This is a genomic window from Streptococcus sp. NCTC 11567 (assembly GCF_902141215.1).
GTDB classification, from domain to species: Bacteria; Bacillota; Bacilli; order Lactobacillales; family Streptococcaceae; genus Streptococcus; species Streptococcus dysgalactiae.
On sequence record NZ_LR595857.1, the window covers coordinates 1138742 to 1157399 of the forward strand.

An 18658-nucleotide genomic window follows, 5' to 3' on the forward strand; every position below is an offset into this window, starting at 1 on the left:
GCTAGAAAAGAGATGATTTTTCTCGGAAACTATAATAAGATTGATAACTAACGATGATGTGATCCAGGCAAATGATGCCTAGGTCTTCACATGATCGTTTTATTTTTTCAGTAAAAGCGTAATCATTAGGACTCGGGTCAATACTTCCTGATGGGTGATTGTGAACCACAATAAGACTTGTTGCCATATTTTTACAAGCGTAATATAAAATTTCTCTAGGTTCTGCGATCGAACGTCTGACTGTTCCTATAAAAATTGTTTTCTCTTCAATCACGCGATTTTGACTATCTAAATACAGAACCACTAAATGCTCCTGCTTTTTATCGCCTAAAACTGCCATCATCTTCTCTGCAATCTGAACACTCGAAAGAATCCTCTCAGACAGTGTTTGCTCAGTTGCTTGAATCCTAGCAGCCAATTCAATCATTGCTTTGATTTCAATTGCTTTGACTTTACCGATTCCCGCTAAGGTTTGTAATTCTTGCAGAGACAGCTTTTTAAAATCTGCTAAGCTTTCTAGATGTGACAACAGGTAAGAAGATAATTCCAAAACGTGTTTTTCTTTATTTCCTGTCCTTAATAAAATGGCTAATAATTCTTGGTTGCTTAAGGCTTCGGCCCCCATGCGCATTAACCGTTCTCTTGGCATCAGCTTTATATCATCGCATTTGATCGAATACATCTCACTACCTCCCTATCTATTTATTCGATAAAAAAACAAGTTTCTTATTAAGAAACCTGTTTTTTTTGAATGGCTTGTTTTTTCTGGATGTTATCCTTAATGACTTGATAGAGAGTTGCTGCTAAAGGGACGGCGATAATCATCCCAACAATTCCTCTTAAGGAAGCTCCAATGGTAATGGCCATTAACACCCACATTGCTGGCAGACCAATGGAAGCTCCGACAACTGGAATTAATGCAGTGAAGGCCACTAATACCCCAATAGTTCCAGCAAATGGTAATTGTAGTAAAAACATTCCCGTCGTTGTGAGCGTCCCTAAAATCATCGCTTCTAAGGTCTGGCTGACAAAGAAACCATGAAAACGATGGTGTAATAAATCAACTAGATAATGAATACGCTGAGCATATTTACCAGTATAAGTATCCACCAAGGTATTTCCTTGACGACAAAGACTCTCTTTGTTGGCCAGGACATAGAGTGAAAAGACAAAACTGATGAAAAGGTTGATAATCGCAGATGCGATAACAGTAACTGAGGTCAAGATATTCGTTAGGACACCGATAAATTGTTTTAATAATTGTTGACTATAACTCGTAATGGTTTGTGTTAGTTTGGCATCACCACCAATATATTTGATGACACGTGCTAATAATTTATTATGTTCTAACTGATTAACCACTTCTTTAATGGATGGTGTATCAAATTTTGTTAAGGTGCTGATGCTAGCAATTAAATCTGGGATGACAATTGAGATAATCCAAGTGATTAAAATAAAAAAGGTCAGATAAGCTAGCAACATACAGATGCCTCGCTTAACTTTTAAAACGAGGGGACTTCCTTTAAAAGCGTAGACATATGCTTTTTCATAAGCACTCATGACAATATTAACAATATAAGCTCCTGCTGCTCCATAGAGAAAGGGGAGGCTTGTTTTATAAATAGTTCTTACAATATCAGTTCCATTTTCCCAGTTGGCTAAAATAGCATAACAAAGAATAAATGTCACAACAAGATAGAGGATATATTTTTTTTCAAATTTCATGGTAACTCCTTCTTTTACATTATACACTAAATTGCAAAACAGGGATACCCGAATCTCCTCATAGACATTAAGGGCAGTGAGAACTACTTGGACAAAGCATAATTGGCTATATTGACCTTCCTAGCATCATCTAAAAAGGTCATCATAGGCCAGTAGTTGCGGGTCTCTTAATGCTTTTATAAATAGTCCTTAATGACTTGTGCCATTATAGCATAGGCCTGAAAATTGAGGTGTAGACCATCTAAGGTATAGCTATCTGCTAGTCCACCTTGTGCATCTTTAAGACAAGTATTGACGTCAATAAATTCTACAGAAGGAATCATGGATATTTCTTGATTAATGCTATCAATAACAGCATTGGTTCTAACTTTAACTGTCATCTGGTATGCTGGATTCTGCGACACCGGTAATAATGACAGAAGGTTAATCTGACTATAGATGGAATGGCTTCGAATCTGGTTAATCAATTCTACAATAGTTGAAACAATATGATTCTTGTCAAATCCTAGACCAATGTCATTACAACCAATTAATAAAAAGACTTTTTCTGGTTCTAAATCAGTAATATGATCATCATAATGTGTCACTAACCACTGGCTATCAATTCCTGCAATACCTCGATTAATAAAAGGAAAGTCTGTTCCTAAGGCTTTTTTTAAGGGGAAAAACTCAATCAGTGAATCTCCGGCAAAAACAATGCCCCCTTTTTCAGTACTCTTATTTTTATCATGGTAATCTGCTAGCTTCTTTTCTTGATAGCGTCGTAATTCTTCTGAAACAATTTCTAACATGTCAAACTCCTTATTATTACCTCTAGTATAACAAAAAGATTGACTCTATTCAGTATACAACGCTCTACATTAAACGACTAACATGTTAGTCATTGACCGTCTGGAGATCATCACTTACTATTGTAGAAAAAATTTGCCTTTTTAAGCATATCCTCAGAAATAAGCCATTTTTTTTGTTACAATGCTATTAACTGACTATTGTTTCAGGAGAGAGAAAACATGTTTAATAAGTTACAACCACGTTTAGGTATACAGGCTAAGAGAAAGCCGCTACCTTATCGTTATTTTCAGACTGTCATCAATGATGGGCGACCTGATATTTTATTCCATTGGCATCCAGAATTAGAACTCACCTATGTTCAAGAAGGAACTGCTCGCTATCATATTGATAACGACTTTTTTAATGGTGAGACAGGTGATATTATTCTGGTTAGACCTAACGGCATGCACTCCATTCATCCTATTAACGGGGAAACTCATGTGATTGAAACTTTTCAGTTCCATTTGGATATGATTGGATCTTCCGTTGGTGATCAAGTGACTAATCGGTATTTACAGCCCCTACAAGACAGCACTTACAAATTTTTGCCTTGCATTAAACCTGATATGCCGGGTTATGATGCTTTAAAAGACTGCTTGTTTTTGATTTTCAGCTTATCCAAAGAAGAGGATCGTCATTTTGAATTACTCTTAAAGGCTAAACTACACGAATTCTTATACTTATTATATTATCACCGCTATGTCATCCGAAAATACACTGATGATATCCATCGAAAAAATGAAAAAATTCGAGAACTGGTTGCTTACATCAATAATAACTACCATCAGTCATTGACTGTCGATTTTTTAGCCGACTTTATTGGTTACAGTAAGACTCATTTTATGGCTATTTTTAAGCAACATACCGGTAGCTCCTGTACTGAATTTATTATTCAAGTAAGACTTAACAAGGCTTGCGAATTGTTGGTCAATTCAAGCAAGCCTATTGTTGAAATTGCTAATGGGATTGGCTTTAACAATCTTTCTAACTTTAATCGCCAATTTAAACAATATTATGACATGACACCAAGTCACTACCGCAAGCAATACACTAAGACCAAAGAAAGTTGCTCTCTTATCAGTTCAAACATAAGCAATAACTAAACTACTATATTAAAAAACCGAGTACTTTCTAAAAGAATACTCGGTTTTTTTAATGTATCTACATCAATACTTCTCTCACAAATCCTGTGTCAGCTTCATTAACAACTAAGAAAATGGTGGCACCGGATAAGAGGCGCGTGCTACCTGAAACCACTTGTGATTTTTTATTGTGAATTTGTGTTGTGATTAAGACATTGTCAGGTAGTTTCAAGTCTCTGACATACTTTCCTGCAATCTTGTCTCCGACCGTTAATTCAATCAAAGTTGGCTCTACTAAGTCAGTAGGATGTTTAATGGCCATTTTATCAAGCATTGCTTCATAAATAGGTTGACCATTTAATAAGTCCATTACCAAATAGGACACAAAAGTCACTACCGCTATAGCCATCAATGGCTTCAAATCTCCAACCATTTCAGTCACCAAAATCATCCCCGTTAGGGGGGCCTTGGAGATAGCCGCAAAATAGCCTGCCATGCCTAAAACCAAGAAAAGAGGTAGAAAGCGCTGATTGAGTAATCCTAATTGCAGAGCTGTCTGCCCAAATAACAACCCTGCCAGAGCACCGAGCGTTAGAATAGGTAAGAAAATACCACCAGGTAGACCGCTGCCATAGCTAAACATGCTAACAATAAAGCGAATAAGGAAATAAAGGAGAATGGTGATTAAGGGGAGTTGCTGATGGGATAAGGCAAGAATTAAACCATGCCCCCCACCTAATAATTGTGGCAAGTAATAACCAATCGGTAATATCATAACCACCAGAATAATCCCATAAAAATGAGCTGGCAAATGCAGCCATCTCCCTAAAACACCGTAGAGTTTGTGAAAATCAAGAATGACTACTTCGTAGAGGTAGCCTAAGCCACCAAGAAAGAGCCCTAACAATAGCAATAACCAATATTGGTTAAGCCCTAAAAAAGGCATGGCTTTCGGCATACCAAGAACTGGTTTGAGACCAAAAATATTTAAGGAAATAAAGTTAGCGACCAAGCTTGCAACTAATGCTGTAATCCAGATTAGGCGAGAAAAATGATGGTAGATCTCCTCAACAACAAATAAAAGTCCTGCAATCGGGGCATTGAAAGCCGCTGATAGACCTGCTGCTGCTCCGCTGGCAATCAGAACTCGTTTTTCCAAACGGCTGGATTTGATGAGTTTAGCAAATCCCTTTGCTGACATGGCACCAAGTTGAATAGAGGGACCTTCACGACCAAGCATAAAGCCCATAGAAATGGCTAATGTTCCTCCTAGAAATTTTTTCCAGAGGATACTCCACCAATTTGGTAACAAAAGGCCTTTAAGCTCTCCTTCGACATGAGGAATTCCAGACCCTTTGATATCAGGATCAGACTTAACCAAAAAGCCGACAAAAATAACAGCTAATAAGCTGATACCAACGATAGGAACAAATAAAAGGGGATTCTCATGAGCGGCATGATAGGATTCAATAACCGCTTCAGCCATCTTTTCAATAACCAATCGAAATAGACTAACCATAACTCCAGCTACAACGCCAACAATAATGCCGCGCCAAACATAGGCAATAATGGACTTGTTTGAAAAGGTAAATTCATTTTTGTGATTTTCCATCTTTTCCTCTCTTTCTTTTGAATGCACTAGTACCATTGTATCAAAGACAGGCTTAAGTTGCCAGTGCTTTTTAAGAGACGGTTCTCAGACTGAATGGAGAATAGCAAAAAACACACTAGCCTACTAGCCAGCATGTTTTTTCTTAAAAGATTTAGGGGAAATTACCGTCAGGCCTCGGTCACTGCAGAACTGACACTTTTAGCAACAATATCAGCGACTCCCTCTTGGAAGGCGTCTGGAATAATATTAGTGGTGCTCAAAGCGTCATCTGAGACAAGACTGGCAATACCTTTTGCGGCAGCAATTTGCATCTCAACAGTAATGGTTTTTGCACGCGCATCTAGTGCCCCCCTAAAAATCCCTGGGAAGGCAAGGACATTATTAATTTGGTTAGGAAAATCACTGCGGCCAGCACCTACAATGTAAGCCCCCGCTTCAAGGGCTTCATCAGGGTAAATCTCTGGAACAGGGTTGGCCATGGCAAAAATTACTGGGCGCTCTGCCATTTTACTGATCCACTCTGCTTTTAAGACTCCTGGTGCTGATACGCCAATGAAGATATCTGCTCCTTCAAGAGCATCTTCTAAGGTACCTGATTTAAACTCACGATTAGTGACTTTCGCTATATCCAAATGATGTGGCGCTAACTGATCTGCTTCTTGTTCATTGATAATACCAAATTTATCCACTACTGTCACTTTCGTAGCACCTGCTGCTAATAATTTATGGGTAATGGATAATCCAGCAGATCCACCACCGTTCACCACGATGGATACTTCATCAAGGGATTTTTGAAGGAGTTTCAAACTATTGAAGACAGCTGCCAACACCACAATAGCTGTTCCGTGCTGATCATCGTGAAAGACAGGAATATGACATTCCTTAATTAAGCGTTGCTCAATTTCAAAACAGCGGGGCGCACTAATATCTTCCAAGTTAATGCCACCAAAGGTTGGTGCAAGCGCCTTGACAATACTAATAATTTCTTCGGTATCTTTGGTATCTAATGCAATTGGAATAGCGTCCACACCTGCAAATGCTTTAAAGAGGGCTGCTTTTCCTTCCATAACTGGCATGGCTGCTTCAGGACCAATATCCCCCAGACCAAGAACCGCAGTACCATCACTGATAACGACTACTGTATTTTTCTTGGTGGTTAAGTCATATGCTAATGTTTTATCTTTTGCGATGGCAGATGACACACTAGCTACACCTGGTCTATAGGCAATACTTAAATCATGTTTATTTTTGATGTCGACTTTTGGTTGAACTTCCAATTTACCTCCGAACGTTTTGGCTTGTTCAAGGGCAAGTTGACCTAATTGATTTTTCATAGGAAATACCTCTCTTTTTATTGGTTTGGATTAACTAAAAATAATTCTTAAAATAGCTGTCATAGTGATAACGGTAATAGCCCCACCTAGACGGGTAGCGACTTGGGCAAACGGCATTAGATTCATGCGGTCAGCCGTACTCAAAATAGCCACATCACCGGTTCCACCCATACCACTTTGACAAGCTGAAATAATAGCTGCTTCAACAGGGTTCATGTTAAGGAAGCGAGAGACAAAGAAACCGACACTGACATCCGTTAACACCACACTAATCACCACAATAAAATATTGCCAGCTAAGGGTTGCCACAACCTCTTTTAAGGGGATATAAAGCAGACCAAGCCCTGCCATTAGTGGAAAAGTAAAGTTGCTGGAAATGAATTTATAAAGTTGTTTGGCACCATTTTGTGTTTCTTGGGGGATAACATTCAGGTATTTCAAGAAGGCCGCCAAAATAATCATCAGCACCGGTCCTGGAAAACCTGTTAAATGCTGTAACAAGCCCCCGGCAATAAAAAGGGAACAAGCTGTTAAAACGCCTGCCCCCATTAATTTAACATCTAAGGCTCCAGAATTGTTTTTTAGGGCATCAGACATATCTTCGCTATGACCAATTTTAACTAATTGCCCTTGACCAGAATAACTTGGGTGCTTCTCTCCAAAACGATTGAGCAAAGCCGTGCACAAGATAGCAAAGAAATTCCCAATAATGGTGGCTGGAATCAGTTGAGCCACTAATTGCTCACTTCCGACTCCTGTAATGGCACTGTAACCAAGAGATAAGGGTAAAATACCTTCACCAATTCCTCCAGCAAGGACTGGCGTCACAACATAAAAGAGGGTATGTTGCCAGTCTGATCCTAAAATGACGCCAACCAAAGTCCCTACACCCATTGCACAAACCATTCCAAGTAACATGGGAATAATCATCCGAAAAAGACCTTGAATCAAGATTTTTCGATTCATTCCTAAAATACTACCGCAGACCAGGCAGGCAATATAAAAATAAAGAAAATTCGCTTGCTTCATCAAGACATTAGTCGCTTCTAAGACATTGGGATTGAAGAGATTAAAAAAACCAAAATCGAAGGGACTAAGAGCGATAAAATAACTGGGCCACCAAAATGTTTGAGGCCTGGAATGGTCGCTCCAATGGTTCCTAGTAGCCAACCAAGGGTTAAAATAACAGCAAAGCCACCCAGCATATTAACAGGCAACTGTTGGAACCAGCCTGTGACTAAAATTAAGGTAGCTAAAACCAGATAAACAGGCAAGGGAACGGAGCCTATTCGCCTATTTTGCCATGCTTTTGAATGCTCAGACAAGTCTTTTTCAGGCATTTTCTTGCTTATTGTTTCCATGAAACAACCTCCTTTAGTGATAAGGTTAGTATAAAAGAGAACATGTCAAAAGCATAGTTTATTTAAGTTGTTTAACTACTTTAATTTTTTCCCCGCGTTGTAAAATGAAGTGCAACAAAAAAGACATGTTTGTCTGATATACTAGAATTCCCCAATTCAGTATGGAAAGCAGATGAACATGTCTAATATTAATTCTACCAGAAAATCCTCCTATTCTCATCTTTCAGCCACAGAACGGGGTGAAATTGCTACTTATCTTAAAATGAGAGAGCAACCCGTTGATATTGCTCGACTCCTGGGTTGTCACTGTTCTACAATCTGCCGAGAAATAAAACGTTGTTCAGTAGAACAGGTAAAGGATAAGAATGGAAAACAAACCTTCTTCAACGCCTATTTCGCTGATAGTGGACAACGTGTCTATGAAACCAATCGTCAAAAGAGTTCTTACCTCAAATTGAATGGCTGCTCCGCTAGGTTCATTGCACAATTAGAATTTGCCTTGACGGCTAACATTCGTCTCCATAGTGTGGATAGTTTTGTTCAGACTTACAAAGTAAACCATCCTGAAGAAGTCGTCCCCTATACCAAAACGATTTATCGTTATATCAAAGAGGGGTTGTTAGCTATTAAACCAATCGATTTGCCTAAGATGGTTAGTATCAGAAAACGTTCTAAGAAAGTCATGAAAACGAATAAGAAGACTTTAGGTAAATCTATCGAAGAACGTCCAGAATATATTAATGATCGTTCTGAATTTGGGCATTGGGAGATTGATTTGATTCTCGGCAAGAAAACCAAAGGTGAAGCTGTTATGTTGACTTTGGTAGAGCGCCAGACACGCTATGCACTAGGAGTTAAGCTAGAAGACAAGCAGTCCCAAACCATTAACCGCGCTGTCACGCATCTCATCAGTCAGTATCCTATTGCATCCATCACAGCAGATAATGGTTCTGAGTTTAGTTTACTCTCAAACCTAGAAGCTGTTGACGTTTACTTTGCACATCCCTATTCTTCACATGAGAGAGGAACAAACGAGAACTTCAATGGCCTCCTCAGAGAATATGTCCCTAAAGGAATCTCACTTAATCCACTAACCTCTGAAGAACTTGACAATTATCTTACAGCCATCAATGAGCGCCCAAGACGACTTCTTCAATATCAATCCTCAACATTCCTGTTTGAGCTAGCCCGAACAACTTAACCTCTGGAACTCTAGTTATCTATGAACTGGTTGCACTTGACTTGACAACTTGCGCTTTAATTTTTTCAAGTTATTTAATTAATTTAAGCTAGCAGGTCATTTCTTATCGTGTTATACTCAATAAAGAGGAGACCTTATGAAAAAACCACTATGTTTATGGGCCAGTTTATCGTTGATTTTGGTATCTATGATTGTTGTCACAACCTCCCTATTTTACGGGATTATGCTACATGATACGCACCAATCCATCAAAAATCAGGAAACCCATTTGCTAACGTCAACTGGAAAAATGTTAGCAAGTCATCAAGCAATTAAAGAATTACTCCTAAACAACCAACCAAATGCTAAAACAACAGCCTATACCAACTCCATTGCCTCCATCTATAACCTTGATTATGTGGTCGTGATGAACATGAAAGGGATTCGACTCACCCATCCTAACCCGAAAAATATCGGAAAACCTTTTCAAGGAGGTGATGAGGAGGCTGTTCTAGCAGGACAAAAGGTTATCTCTACCGCCAAAGGCACTTTAGGAAAGTCACTTCGCTATCTAGTACCTGTGTTTGACGGTGACAAACAGATTGGTGCTATTGCGGTTGGCATTAAACTAACTACCCTAAATGATGTGGCTTTAACGTCAAAACGCAATTATACCCTGTCTTTACTCCTTTGTCTTCTTATTAGTTTACTGGTCACCAGTTTTATTTCTTTTCGACTCAAGCGTCAACTGCACCAGTTAGAACCAAGTGAAATTTACCAGCTCTTTGAAGAGCGTAATGCCATGTTGGATCAAATCGAAGCCGCCGTATTTGTGGTAGATAAAGCTGGTATCTTACAGCTCTGCAATCAGGCTGGACAAAAATTAATTGCTCGGAAATGCCAGTTGGGAAAACCTACTGGCAACAGTTTCAATCACCTCTTTCCTGATTTTCCAAAACTTAGTTTGCAAGAGGGGCATGAACAACTCTTTCGGTATGGTGAGGAAGACTACTTGTTAGCCATTTCACCCATCTGTGTCAAAAACGATCACCGAGGCCACATTATTTTCATGCGAGAAGCAGTTAAGGCTATTGATACCTTGGATCAGCTAGCCTATACCACTGCCTATGCTTCTGCTCTACAAGCCCAAACTCATAAATTCATGAATCAATTGTATGTTATTTATGGCTTAGTGGATATTGCTTATTATGACCAATTGAAAATTTATTTAGACAGTATTTTGGAACCCGAAAATGAAATTCTCACTAGCTTATCTGTCCTTGTTAAGGAGCCTCTTCTAGCTAGTTTTCTCATTGGAGAGCAAGAGAAATACCAAGAATTAAATGTCCATCTCAAGATTGATGTTTTAAGCGAGATTCCTCATTCTGCCACCAAGAATCAACTTAATAATGGTTTGATGATTTACCGCTTTATCCATACTAATCTTCTAACCACACTGAGACCCAAATCACTCGTTTTGAGTATTCAACATGACCAGAATCATTTAATCAGCCATTACACCTTGACAGACAATTGGATTGATTTGGAGCGGGTACAGCCTATTTTTGACTTACCTTATTTTCAACAGCTCTTGACCGATACAAATTCCCAATTCCATCAACATCAAACCGTAACCGAGTTACAGTTCTCAGTGACAACACCTTATGTAGGAGGGCAACATGAACGTTTTAATCATTGAAGATGATCCTATGGTGGATTTTATCCATCGCAATTACCTCGAAAAACTAAATCTTTTTGATCGCATTATATCCAGCGACTCTATGAAAGCTGTTCAAAGCATACTTACTGATTACGCAATTGACCTCATTTTACTGGATATTCATATTACAGATGGCAATGGGATTCAATTTTTGGAGAAATGGCGTGCTCAGCATATTCCTTGCGAAGTCATTATTATTTCAGCCGCAAATGATGGGAATATTATCCGAGATGGTTTTCATTTAGGAATTATCGACTACCTCATCAAGCCCTTTACCTTTGAACGCTTTCAAGAAAGCATCCAACAGTTTGTTACGCATCGAGAACATTTGGCCAATCAGCAACTAGAGCAGGCCCAAATTGACCAACTGAAATGTTTGACTAGCAAAAAAGACACTAAAAACAAACAATTGTTAGAAAAAGGCTTGTCTGAATCCACTTTCCAGTGGATTATGGAAAATATTAAAGCCTTTGATCAACCTTTTACTATCCAAGAATTAGCTTCCGCTTGTCACTTATCCCATGTCTCTGTCCGTAAATACATTGCTTATTTAGAAGAAAATAAGCAACTGAACAGCCAACAAATTTTTACCAAGGTTGGCCGTCCCTATCGCGTATACTGGTGACGTCATCTGTCGATACATTAAAAAGGCTGGAGAAATACCAGCCTTTTTGAGTGCTTATTTGCGATACATTTTAAATTGGAGGTATAAATCATTATAAATCCCCAACCATCTTGACCCTAAATTGTCATAAACTTCCAATTTTTTGATAATGTCATCTGTTGGATAAAAAGCAGGATCATTTTTTATCTCATCTGGAAGTAAGGCCTTGGCTTTTTTATTTGGTGTCGCATAACCAATATATTCAGCATTTTGCGCTGCATTTTCAGGACGATTGATAAAATTCAAGAAAGCATAAGCTTCTTTTTCATGTTTCATGGTTTTTGGAAGCACCAAATTATCGAACCAGAGATTGGACCCTTCCGAAGGAACAATATAGTGAAGGTGTTCATTACTGTCTAACATTTCACTAGCCTCTCCGGAAAAGGTTATGCCAATCGCAGCATCTCCTTGAATCATGTATCCTTTCATTTCGTCAGCCACAATAGCTTTGACATTTGGCGTTAGCTGTTGAAGTTTACGTTCTGCAGCTTCTAAGTGCTCTCGATTTTTTGAGTTAACACTGTAACCAAAGGTGGTCAATCCAACGCCCAATATTTCGCGCGCTCCATCAATAAGCATGATGCTATTTTTATATTCGGGACGCCACAGATCTTCCCAGTGCATAGGCGCTTTATCCACTAGCTGATCATTATAGACAATCCCTACTGTTCCCCAGAAATAAGGTAAGGAATAATCATTATGAGGATCAAAGCTTTTTCCTAAAAATTCTTTACCAATGTGCTCCATACCAACCAATTTTGATTTATCCAGTTTGATTAGAAGATCTTCCTTGATCATCTTGTCAATGGTGTAGTCACTAGGAACAGCAATGTCATAAGTGGTTCCACCTTGTTTAATTTTGGTGTACATGGCTTCATTGGAATCGAAAGTTTCATACTGCACTTCAATGCCCGTTTCTTTGGTGAATTTTTTGAGCAAAGCTGGATCAATGTAATCTCCCCAGTTATAAATAACTAATTTATCCGATTGACTACCAGAACCAGAGTTTTTCTGCAAGATAAAGGAAAGACTTGTTAAAATAACAATAACGCCCAAAACTCCTGCCAAAAAAGAATAAAGTTTACGCATGCTTTTCCTCCTTGTCTTGTGACATATAATAATAACCGATCACTAAGAGGATGGAGAAAAAGAAAACGATGGTTGACAAAGCATTGATATCCAAGGAAATTCCCTGACGAGCCCGTGAATAAATCTCAACCGATAGAGTGGTAAAACCATTTCCAGTTAAAAAGAAGGTCACTGCAAAATCATCCAAAGAATAGGTAAAGGCCATAAAATAACCTGCAATAATACCAGGTGTCAAATAGGGGAGCATAACTTCTCTGAGCATTTGGAAATAATTGGCTCCCAAATCATAGGCTGCGTTGACCATGTCTTGATTCATCTCTTTCAAACGCGGTAACACCATTAAAACCACAATAGGAATAGAGAAAGCGATATGACTCAATAGAACAGACGACATTCCCAATTGAAATTTCAAGGAGGTGAAAAGAATCAAAAAGGAAGCACCAATCATAACATCCGGTGATACCATCAAGACATTATTGGCTGATAGCATGGCATTTTGGTACTTACCTCTAACATGGTGGATAAAGATAGCTCCAAAGGTCCCAATAATCGTTGCTAGTAGAGCGCTACTAAAAGCAAGAACAAAGGTTTGCAGTAAGATTGTCATGAGGCGACTATCTTCAAACATGGTTTGGTAATGCTCAAATGTCACTCCTGTAAAGCCATTCATATCACCACCCTTGTTGAAAGAATAGAAAATCAAATAAAAAATGGGAACATAGAGCAAAATAAAGACACTTGCTAAATAAAGATTGGCAAATTTTTTCATTTACTTTTCTCCTTTGTTAACCACATAATAGCAACCATGGTTAAGATTAACACCACACCTATGGTTGATCCCATTCCCCAGTTTTGGGTTGTCAAAAAATGTTGTTCGATTGCTGTTCCAAGCGTAATCACACGGTTCCCACCAATCAAACGGGTTAACATAAAGAGACTCAAACTTGGGATAAAAACTGACTGGACACCTGCTCTAACCCCATTCAAGGAAAGAGGAAAGACAACCTTTGAAAAAGCTTGAAACTCATTGGCTCCTAGGTCACGACTGGCATTGATGACATTATGGTCAATATCATCCAAAGCATTAAAAATCGGTAAAATCATAAAAGGGAGTTCAATGTAAGAGGCTACAAAAATAAAGGAGAAATCCGTGAACAGGATTTGCTGTGGCCCAATTCCCATAAAGGTTAAAAAGCTATTAATTCCCCCTTGTTGACCAAAAATCCCCATAAAAGCGTAGGCCTTTAGCAATAAATTTACCCACGTTGGCAAGATAATGAGCATAAGCCACAACTGCTTGTGCTTTAGGCGCGTTAAAAAGAGTGCCGTAGGATATGAAATTAAGAGCGTGACAAGTGTGATAATACCAGCGTATAAAATAGAATTCACACTCATTCTCAAATAGGTCCAAGAGCTAAAAAAGGTTTCATAATTGGCTAAGGTCACGCGCCCTTCTATGTCAAAAAAGGACTTGTAAAACAAGAGAGTGACTGGTGCCACAACAAAGAAGAGAATCCATAAGAAGTAAGGAATCGAAAAAAGACTAGAGGTTTTCTTCATTACGCTCCTCCTCAATGGCATTAATCAATCCATCTTCAGGCTCATCCATTTCCACATATTCTTCAATACGGGCATCAAATTCCTCTTCAGTCTCATTAAGACGCATGATATGAAGATCTTCAGGGGTAAAATCTAATCCGATAACTTCTCCTTCGATAGCTTTGCGGGTAGAATGAATCATCCATTCATTACCCAAGTCATCATAGGCAATAATTTCGTAGTGAACTCCCCGGAATAATTGGGTATCAACCTTAACTTGTAATTTCCCTTCTTCTGGCAAAGTAATTTGAAGATCTTCAGGACGAATAACCACTTCAACAGGCTCATTAGGGCGCATCCCACCGTCCACAGATTCAAATTCTTTCCCGTTAAAGGAGACAAGATAGTCTTCAATCATAGTACCGTTAATAATATTAGATTCCCCAATAAAATTAGCAACAAAATGATTAATTGGCTCATCGTAAATATCCACTGGTGTTCCCGACTGAACAATTTCACCTTCATTCATGACAAAAATCCAATCACTCATGGCCAAGGCTTCTTCTTGATCGTGAGTAACAAAAACAAAGGTAATGCCTAGACGCTGTTGCAATTCACGCAATTCATACTGCATTTCCGTTCTGAGTTTTAAATCAAGAGCTGAAAGTGGCTCGTCAAGCAAGACCACACGAGGTTGATTGATAATCGCACGCGCAATAGCCACACGTTGACGTTGACCACCGGATAATTTTTGAATGGAACGGTTCTCATAACCTTCCAACTGAACCATTTTCAAGGTTTCTTTCACGCGCTTAGCAATCTCTTTCTTGTCCACTTTTTTCAGCTTCAAAGCAAAGGCAACGTTCTCAAAAACAGTCATATGAGGGAAAAGGGCATAATTTTGGAAAACGGTATGAATGTCACGTTTATTAATCGGTAAATCATTAATACGTTCGCCATCCAAGTAAATATCCCCACTGGTAGCATCCAAAAGACCAGCCATAATATTCAAAATGGTTGATTTTCCAGAGCCTGAGGCACCTAATAAGGTGTAAAACTTTCCTTCTTCAAGGTCAAAATTAATATTCTTTAGGACCTGTGTTCCACTGTCCTCAAATGTTTTTGAAACATTGTTAAATGTGATAATTGGCTTAGTCAATTGTCATAAATCCTCCACGGTACTTTCTTTAATGATGATTAACGAGTGTTACAGGCTTTCTCCAATAATACGCACTTCTGGCTCAAGCCTAACGCCAGAATGGTTTTCAACTGCCTCAATAACATGGGCAATCAAATCTTCATAATCTTTAGCTGTGCCATCTGCCACATTGATCATAAAACCGGCATGTTTTTCAGAAACTTCCACACCTCCAACACGATGACCTTTAAGATTTGCTTCCATGATTAGTTGACCTGCAAAGTGTCCTGGAGGACGCTTAAAGACCGAGCCACAAGATGGAAATTCCAACGGTTGTTTGAGCTGGCGCAGATGATTCAAACGATTCATCTCTTGACTAATGTAATCGTAATTCCCTGGATTAAGGGCGAATTTAGCAGAAATAACAATATCACCAGTTTCTTGAATGACTGAGTGACGGTAGCCAAAGGCCATTTCTCGAGCTGAGAGGGTTTTTACTTCTCCACTTGGAGTAAGCACTTTAGCTGACAAGAAGATATGCGCTATCTCCCCACCATAGGCACCCGCATTCATAAAAACAGCACCCCCAATACTTCCAGGAATGCCACATGCAAATTCGAATCCTGTTAAACTATGGAATTTGGCAATTTTAGTTGTTTCAATCAGGTTCGCTCCTGCTTCTGCTTCCAACGTGTATCCATTGATGCGGACTGCGTTTAATTTGTCAAACATGATGACAAAACCACGAATACCTCCATCGCGGACAATCAGATTGCTAGCATTTCCCAAAACCATCCAAGGGATGTTCGCTTTATTGGCATAGGTCACAATGCGTGAAAGCTCGTAGTGATTTCTAGGAAAGGCTAAGAAATCAGCTGGGCCACCTACCTTAGTATAGGTATAGTTCTTTAGGGCTTCGTTCTCACGAATATCAATCCCATGAAGTTCAGTTATCATAGTTATCTTCTTTCTTCTATCACTTCTTATACGAGTAAAAAAATCGGCATAAAGCCGATACTATTATATCAAATTTTAGAAAAAATAACGATGAATTTGGCAAAACTTTATGGATTGGCTTATAGCAGGCATTACTCCGAAAACAGAGTCTAGAACTCTGTCTGTTGAGCTGAAAAGAGCGTGATATCTGATTGATCTAAAGCTGCAAGATAATCCCTTAAAAACTTATGATTAGGAGGCAATTTTAAATCTGGCTGCAATTCCAATAAGGGGATTAAAACAAAAGCACGCTCAGTCATATATGGGTGTGGCACTTTCAATTCCTTTGTGTCATAAACCTCTTCTCCAAATAGCAAAATATCAATGTCAATGGTTCTTGGTCCCCATTTTTCATGCCTCACACGACCAAGAGATTGCTCAATAGCTTGTGTTTCTTTTAAGAAATCAGCCGCGGTTAATTGTGTATCTAATTGACAGGCCATGTTAAGGAAGTCAGCTTGCTCTGTCTTACCCCAAGCAGCCGTTTCATAAATAGACGATTGGGCTAGTAAATGGGTGTTAGGAATCTTAGCAAGGGACTGAACAGCTTGACTCAAGTACTCTTCTCGGTCTCCCATATTGGTCCCTAAACTTAAATAAACAATGGTCATCGCTGCCTCTCCAATTCAATACCAACTGCCTTGTAATGTCCTGCGATCGGTGGGTTTTCTTTTTTGATAGCTACTTTAATGGCTTCAATCCGTGAAAATTCGTTGAAAAGTTTTTCACAAATCGCACCTGCTAAACGCTCAATCAAGGTAAATGTTTCCCCTTCCACCAACTGGCGAACACTCTCAAAAACCATACCATAATGAACAGTATCAGCCAATTCATCTGACAAAGAGGCTGCTTGTAAATCTACTGCTAGCTCTAAATCAACCAAGAAAATCTGTCCAAGGGTTTGTTCTTCTTGAAAGGCTCCATGATAGCCGTAAAATCGACAACCTTCTAATGTTATTTTATCCATACATCCCTCACATCAACTGACTCAAAACAGCCACAATTTCTTGATTAGCCTTGACATCGTGTACGCGTACCAGCTGACAGCCTTTTCCAAGAGCATAAGCAGATAAGGCTGCTGTCGCTCCGTCTCGCTCTTTAGCTTTGGTGTTGCCGCCTAACAAGGCATCTACAACACGCTTTCTCGAAATACCAAACAAGACAGGATAACCCAACTGACAAACACGATCCAATCCTTTTAATAACTCCATATTGTGTTGAACAGATTTGGCAAATCCAAATCCTGGATCAATCCAAATATTGTCTTTTGGTACTCCAGCATCTATGGCTGCCTGAGCTCTAGCACTCAAAAAATCACAAACATCTTGTGTTACATCTTGATAGACTTCTTCTTTTTGGTTATGCATCAAGATAATAGGCACATCATACTCTGCTGCTAGAGCAAGCATTTCCCCATCGTATAAACCTGCCCAGACATCATTTAAAATGTCAGCACCAGCTTCTAAAGCTGCTCTTGCGGTTTCTGTTTTGTAGGTATCAATACTGATTAACACATCATATTTTGCTTTAATGGCTTTAATCATGGGAACGACACGCTCAATTTCATCAGCAGCGCTCACAAATTGGTAACCTGGTCGAGTGGATTCACCGCCAACATCAATAATTTTGGCCCCACCAGCAATTAGCTGATCTACCTGTTGTAAGGCTTTTTGTACTGTCGTGTATGAACCACCATCGGAAAAGGAATCGGGAGTCACATTTAAAATTCCCATAATAGCAGCGTTGCCATCAATCACAAATTTCCCAATCTTCATAGTCCTCTCCTAAACTTTTGTCATTAATGCCATAACTTCTTGTCTTTCAGAACGATCTTCCTTGTACAGACCTCTTGCCGTAGTCGTGATGGTCTTACTTCCTGGCTTTTTGATACCTCGCATCGTCATGCACATGTGCTCTGCTTCAACGAGGACCAAAACGCCTGTTGGATGAAGTGCCTCAACCAAAGCGTCTGCAATTTGAGCGGTTAAGCGCTCTTGTAACTGAGGACGTTTACTTGCGACCTCAACCGCTCTCGCTAATTTACTTAGGCCAGTGACACGACCATCACTTGGTAAGTAGGAAATATGAGCTTTGCCATAAAAAGGCACCAGATGATGTTCACACATGGAATAAAAACTAATGTCTTTGACGATAACCACATCCTCATGGTGTTCTGTAAAAACGGCTGTAAATTCCTCTTTAGGGTCTTTGTTAAGACCTGCAAACATTTCAGCATACATCTTTGCAACTCGTTTAGGTGTATCAAGAAGCCCTTCTCGATTTGGATTTTCCCCAATTGCTTCAAGAAATTGGTAGATGGCTGCTTCTGCTTTTTCTTTATTAATAGACAATAGTCTTCCCCTTTTTACATGATCTCTAATTGTTGA

General features: G+C 39.1%; 18 protein-coding genes and 1 pseudogene. 4 read left to right on the plus strand and 15 right to left on the minus strand.

Annotated elements, in window-relative coordinates; all coding sequences use genetic code 11:
• Position 1: 1 nt before the first annotated feature.
• The 3 genes from radC to FQT67_RS05820 all read right to left on the minus strand — a co-directional run bounded on the left by radC (position 2) and on the right by FQT67_RS05820 (position 2516).
• Positions 2 to 682: a DNA repair protein RadC gene (gene radC / locus FQT67_RS05810; RefSeq protein WP_003054017.1), complete on the minus strand. Its 681-nt coding sequence runs from the start codon at positions 680 to 682 to the stop codon at positions 2 to 4.
• Between the two features lie 47 nt (positions 683 to 729).
• The gene (locus FQT67_RS05815) at positions 730 to 1725 is read right to left on the minus strand and encodes an AI-2E family transporter (protein WP_143936384.1); all 996 of its coding nucleotides are present in this window, start codon (positions 1723 to 1725) and stop codon (positions 730 to 732) included.
• Positions 1726 to 1901: 176 nt separating this feature from the next.
• Positions 1902 to 2516, minus strand: coding sequence for an SGNH/GDSL hydrolase family protein (locus FQT67_RS05820; RefSeq protein WP_012766872.1), 615 nt, complete (start codon positions 2514 to 2516; stop codon positions 1902 to 1904).
• A gap of 219 nt (positions 2517 to 2735) precedes the next feature.
• Between FQT67_RS05820 and FQT67_RS05825 the strand changes: the two genes are divergently transcribed.
• Positions 2736 to 3659: an AraC family transcriptional regulator gene (locus FQT67_RS05825; RefSeq protein WP_049519904.1), complete on the plus strand. Its 924-nt coding sequence runs from the start codon at positions 2736 to 2738 to the stop codon at positions 3657 to 3659.
• 58 nt (positions 3660 to 3717) lie between these two features.
• On the opposite strand, the gene FQT67_RS05830 is transcribed toward FQT67_RS05825, so the two are convergent.
• The 3 genes and pseudogenes from FQT67_RS05830 to FQT67_RS05840 form a co-directional block, all read right to left on the minus strand.
• On the minus strand, positions 3718 to 5250 hold the full coding sequence (locus FQT67_RS05830; protein WP_014612237.1) for a ClC family H(+)/Cl(-) exchange transporter: 1533 nt from the start codon (positions 5248 to 5250) through the stop codon (positions 3718 to 3720).
• A 167-nt stretch (positions 5251 to 5417) separates the two neighbouring features.
• The gene (locus tag FQT67_RS05835; RefSeq protein WP_046177389.1) at positions 5418 to 6584 is read right to left on the minus strand and encodes an NADP-dependent malic enzyme; all 1167 of its coding nucleotides are present in this window, start codon (positions 6582 to 6584) and stop codon (positions 5418 to 5420) included.
• Positions 6585 to 6614: 30 nt separating this feature from the next.
• Positions 6615 to 7945, minus strand: a pseudogene (locus FQT67_RS05840) (2-hydroxycarboxylate transporter family protein).
• A gap of 178 nt (positions 7946 to 8123) precedes the next feature.
• Between FQT67_RS05840 and FQT67_RS05845 the strand changes: the two are divergent.
• From FQT67_RS05845 to FQT67_RS05855, 3 genes are all read left to right on the plus strand, one after another.
• The gene (locus tag FQT67_RS05845; protein ID WP_172601562.1) at positions 8124 to 9146 is read left to right on the plus strand and encodes an IS30 family transposase; all 1023 of its coding nucleotides are present in this window, start codon (positions 8124 to 8126) and stop codon (positions 9144 to 9146) included.
• Between the two features lie 136 nt (positions 9147 to 9282).
• Entirely contained in the window at positions 9283 to 10824 is a 1542-nt protein-coding gene (locus tag FQT67_RS05850; protein WP_046177128.1) for a sensor histidine kinase, read from the plus strand.
• Positions 10805 to 11470: a response regulator gene (locus tag FQT67_RS05855; RefSeq protein WP_002995342.1), complete on the plus strand. Its 666-nt coding sequence runs from the start codon at positions 10805 to 10807 to the stop codon at positions 11468 to 11470. Before FQT67_RS05850 ends, FQT67_RS05855 begins: the two co-directional genes overlap by 20 nt.
• Before the next feature lie 54 nt (positions 11471 to 11524).
• Here FQT67_RS05855 and FQT67_RS05860 read toward each other — a convergent pair whose 3' ends face one another.
• The 9 genes from FQT67_RS05860 to folE form a co-directional block, all read right to left on the minus strand.
• On the minus strand, positions 11525 to 12598 hold the full coding sequence (locus tag FQT67_RS05860; protein WP_046177127.1) for an ABC transporter substrate-binding protein: 1074 nt from the start codon (positions 12596 to 12598) through the stop codon (positions 11525 to 11527).
• Complete coding sequence (locus FQT67_RS05865; protein ID WP_046177126.1) at positions 12591 to 13367, minus strand: ABC transporter permease; 777 nt, start codon at positions 13365 to 13367, stop codon at positions 12591 to 12593. Before FQT67_RS05865 ends, FQT67_RS05860 begins: the two co-directional genes overlap by 8 nt.
• The gene (locus tag FQT67_RS05870; RefSeq protein WP_046177125.1) at positions 13364 to 14158 is read right to left on the minus strand and encodes an ABC transporter permease; all 795 of its coding nucleotides are present in this window, start codon (positions 14156 to 14158) and stop codon (positions 13364 to 13366) included. The genes FQT67_RS05865 and FQT67_RS05870 overlap by 4 nt, the downstream gene beginning before the upstream one ends.
• Entirely contained in the window at positions 14142 to 15296 is a 1155-nt protein-coding gene (locus FQT67_RS05875) for an ABC transporter ATP-binding protein (RefSeq protein WP_003058145.1), read from the minus strand. The genes FQT67_RS05870 and FQT67_RS05875 overlap by 17 nt, the downstream gene beginning before the upstream one ends.
• 48 nt (positions 15297 to 15344) lie before the next feature.
• The gene (gene murB, locus FQT67_RS05880) at positions 15345 to 16232 is read right to left on the minus strand and encodes a UDP-N-acetylmuramate dehydrogenase (RefSeq protein ID WP_003058163.1); all 888 of its coding nucleotides are present in this window, start codon (positions 16230 to 16232) and stop codon (positions 15345 to 15347) included.
• Between the two features lie 149 nt (positions 16233 to 16381).
• Complete coding sequence (gene folK, locus FQT67_RS05885; protein ID WP_046177124.1) at positions 16382 to 16882, minus strand: 2-amino-4-hydroxy-6-hydroxymethyldihydropteridine diphosphokinase; 501 nt, start codon at positions 16880 to 16882, stop codon at positions 16382 to 16384.
• Complete coding sequence (gene folB / locus FQT67_RS05890) at positions 16879 to 17238, minus strand: dihydroneopterin aldolase (protein ID WP_003060487.1); 360 nt, start codon at positions 17236 to 17238, stop codon at positions 16879 to 16881. The genes folK and folB overlap by 4 nt, the downstream gene beginning before the upstream one ends.
• Before the next feature lie 7 nt (positions 17239 to 17245).
• Positions 17246 to 18046 carry a dihydropteroate synthase gene (gene folP / locus FQT67_RS05895; RefSeq protein WP_003058161.1) on the minus strand — a complete coding sequence of 267 codons (801 nt, stop codon included), beginning with the start codon at positions 18044 to 18046 and terminating at the stop codon, positions 17246 to 17248.
• A gap of 9 nt (positions 18047 to 18055) precedes the next feature.
• Entirely contained in the window at positions 18056 to 18622 is a 567-nt protein-coding gene (folE, locus tag FQT67_RS05900; RefSeq protein ID WP_003058176.1) for a GTP cyclohydrolase I FolE, read from the minus strand.
• Positions 18623 to 18658 lie beyond the last annotated feature (36 nt).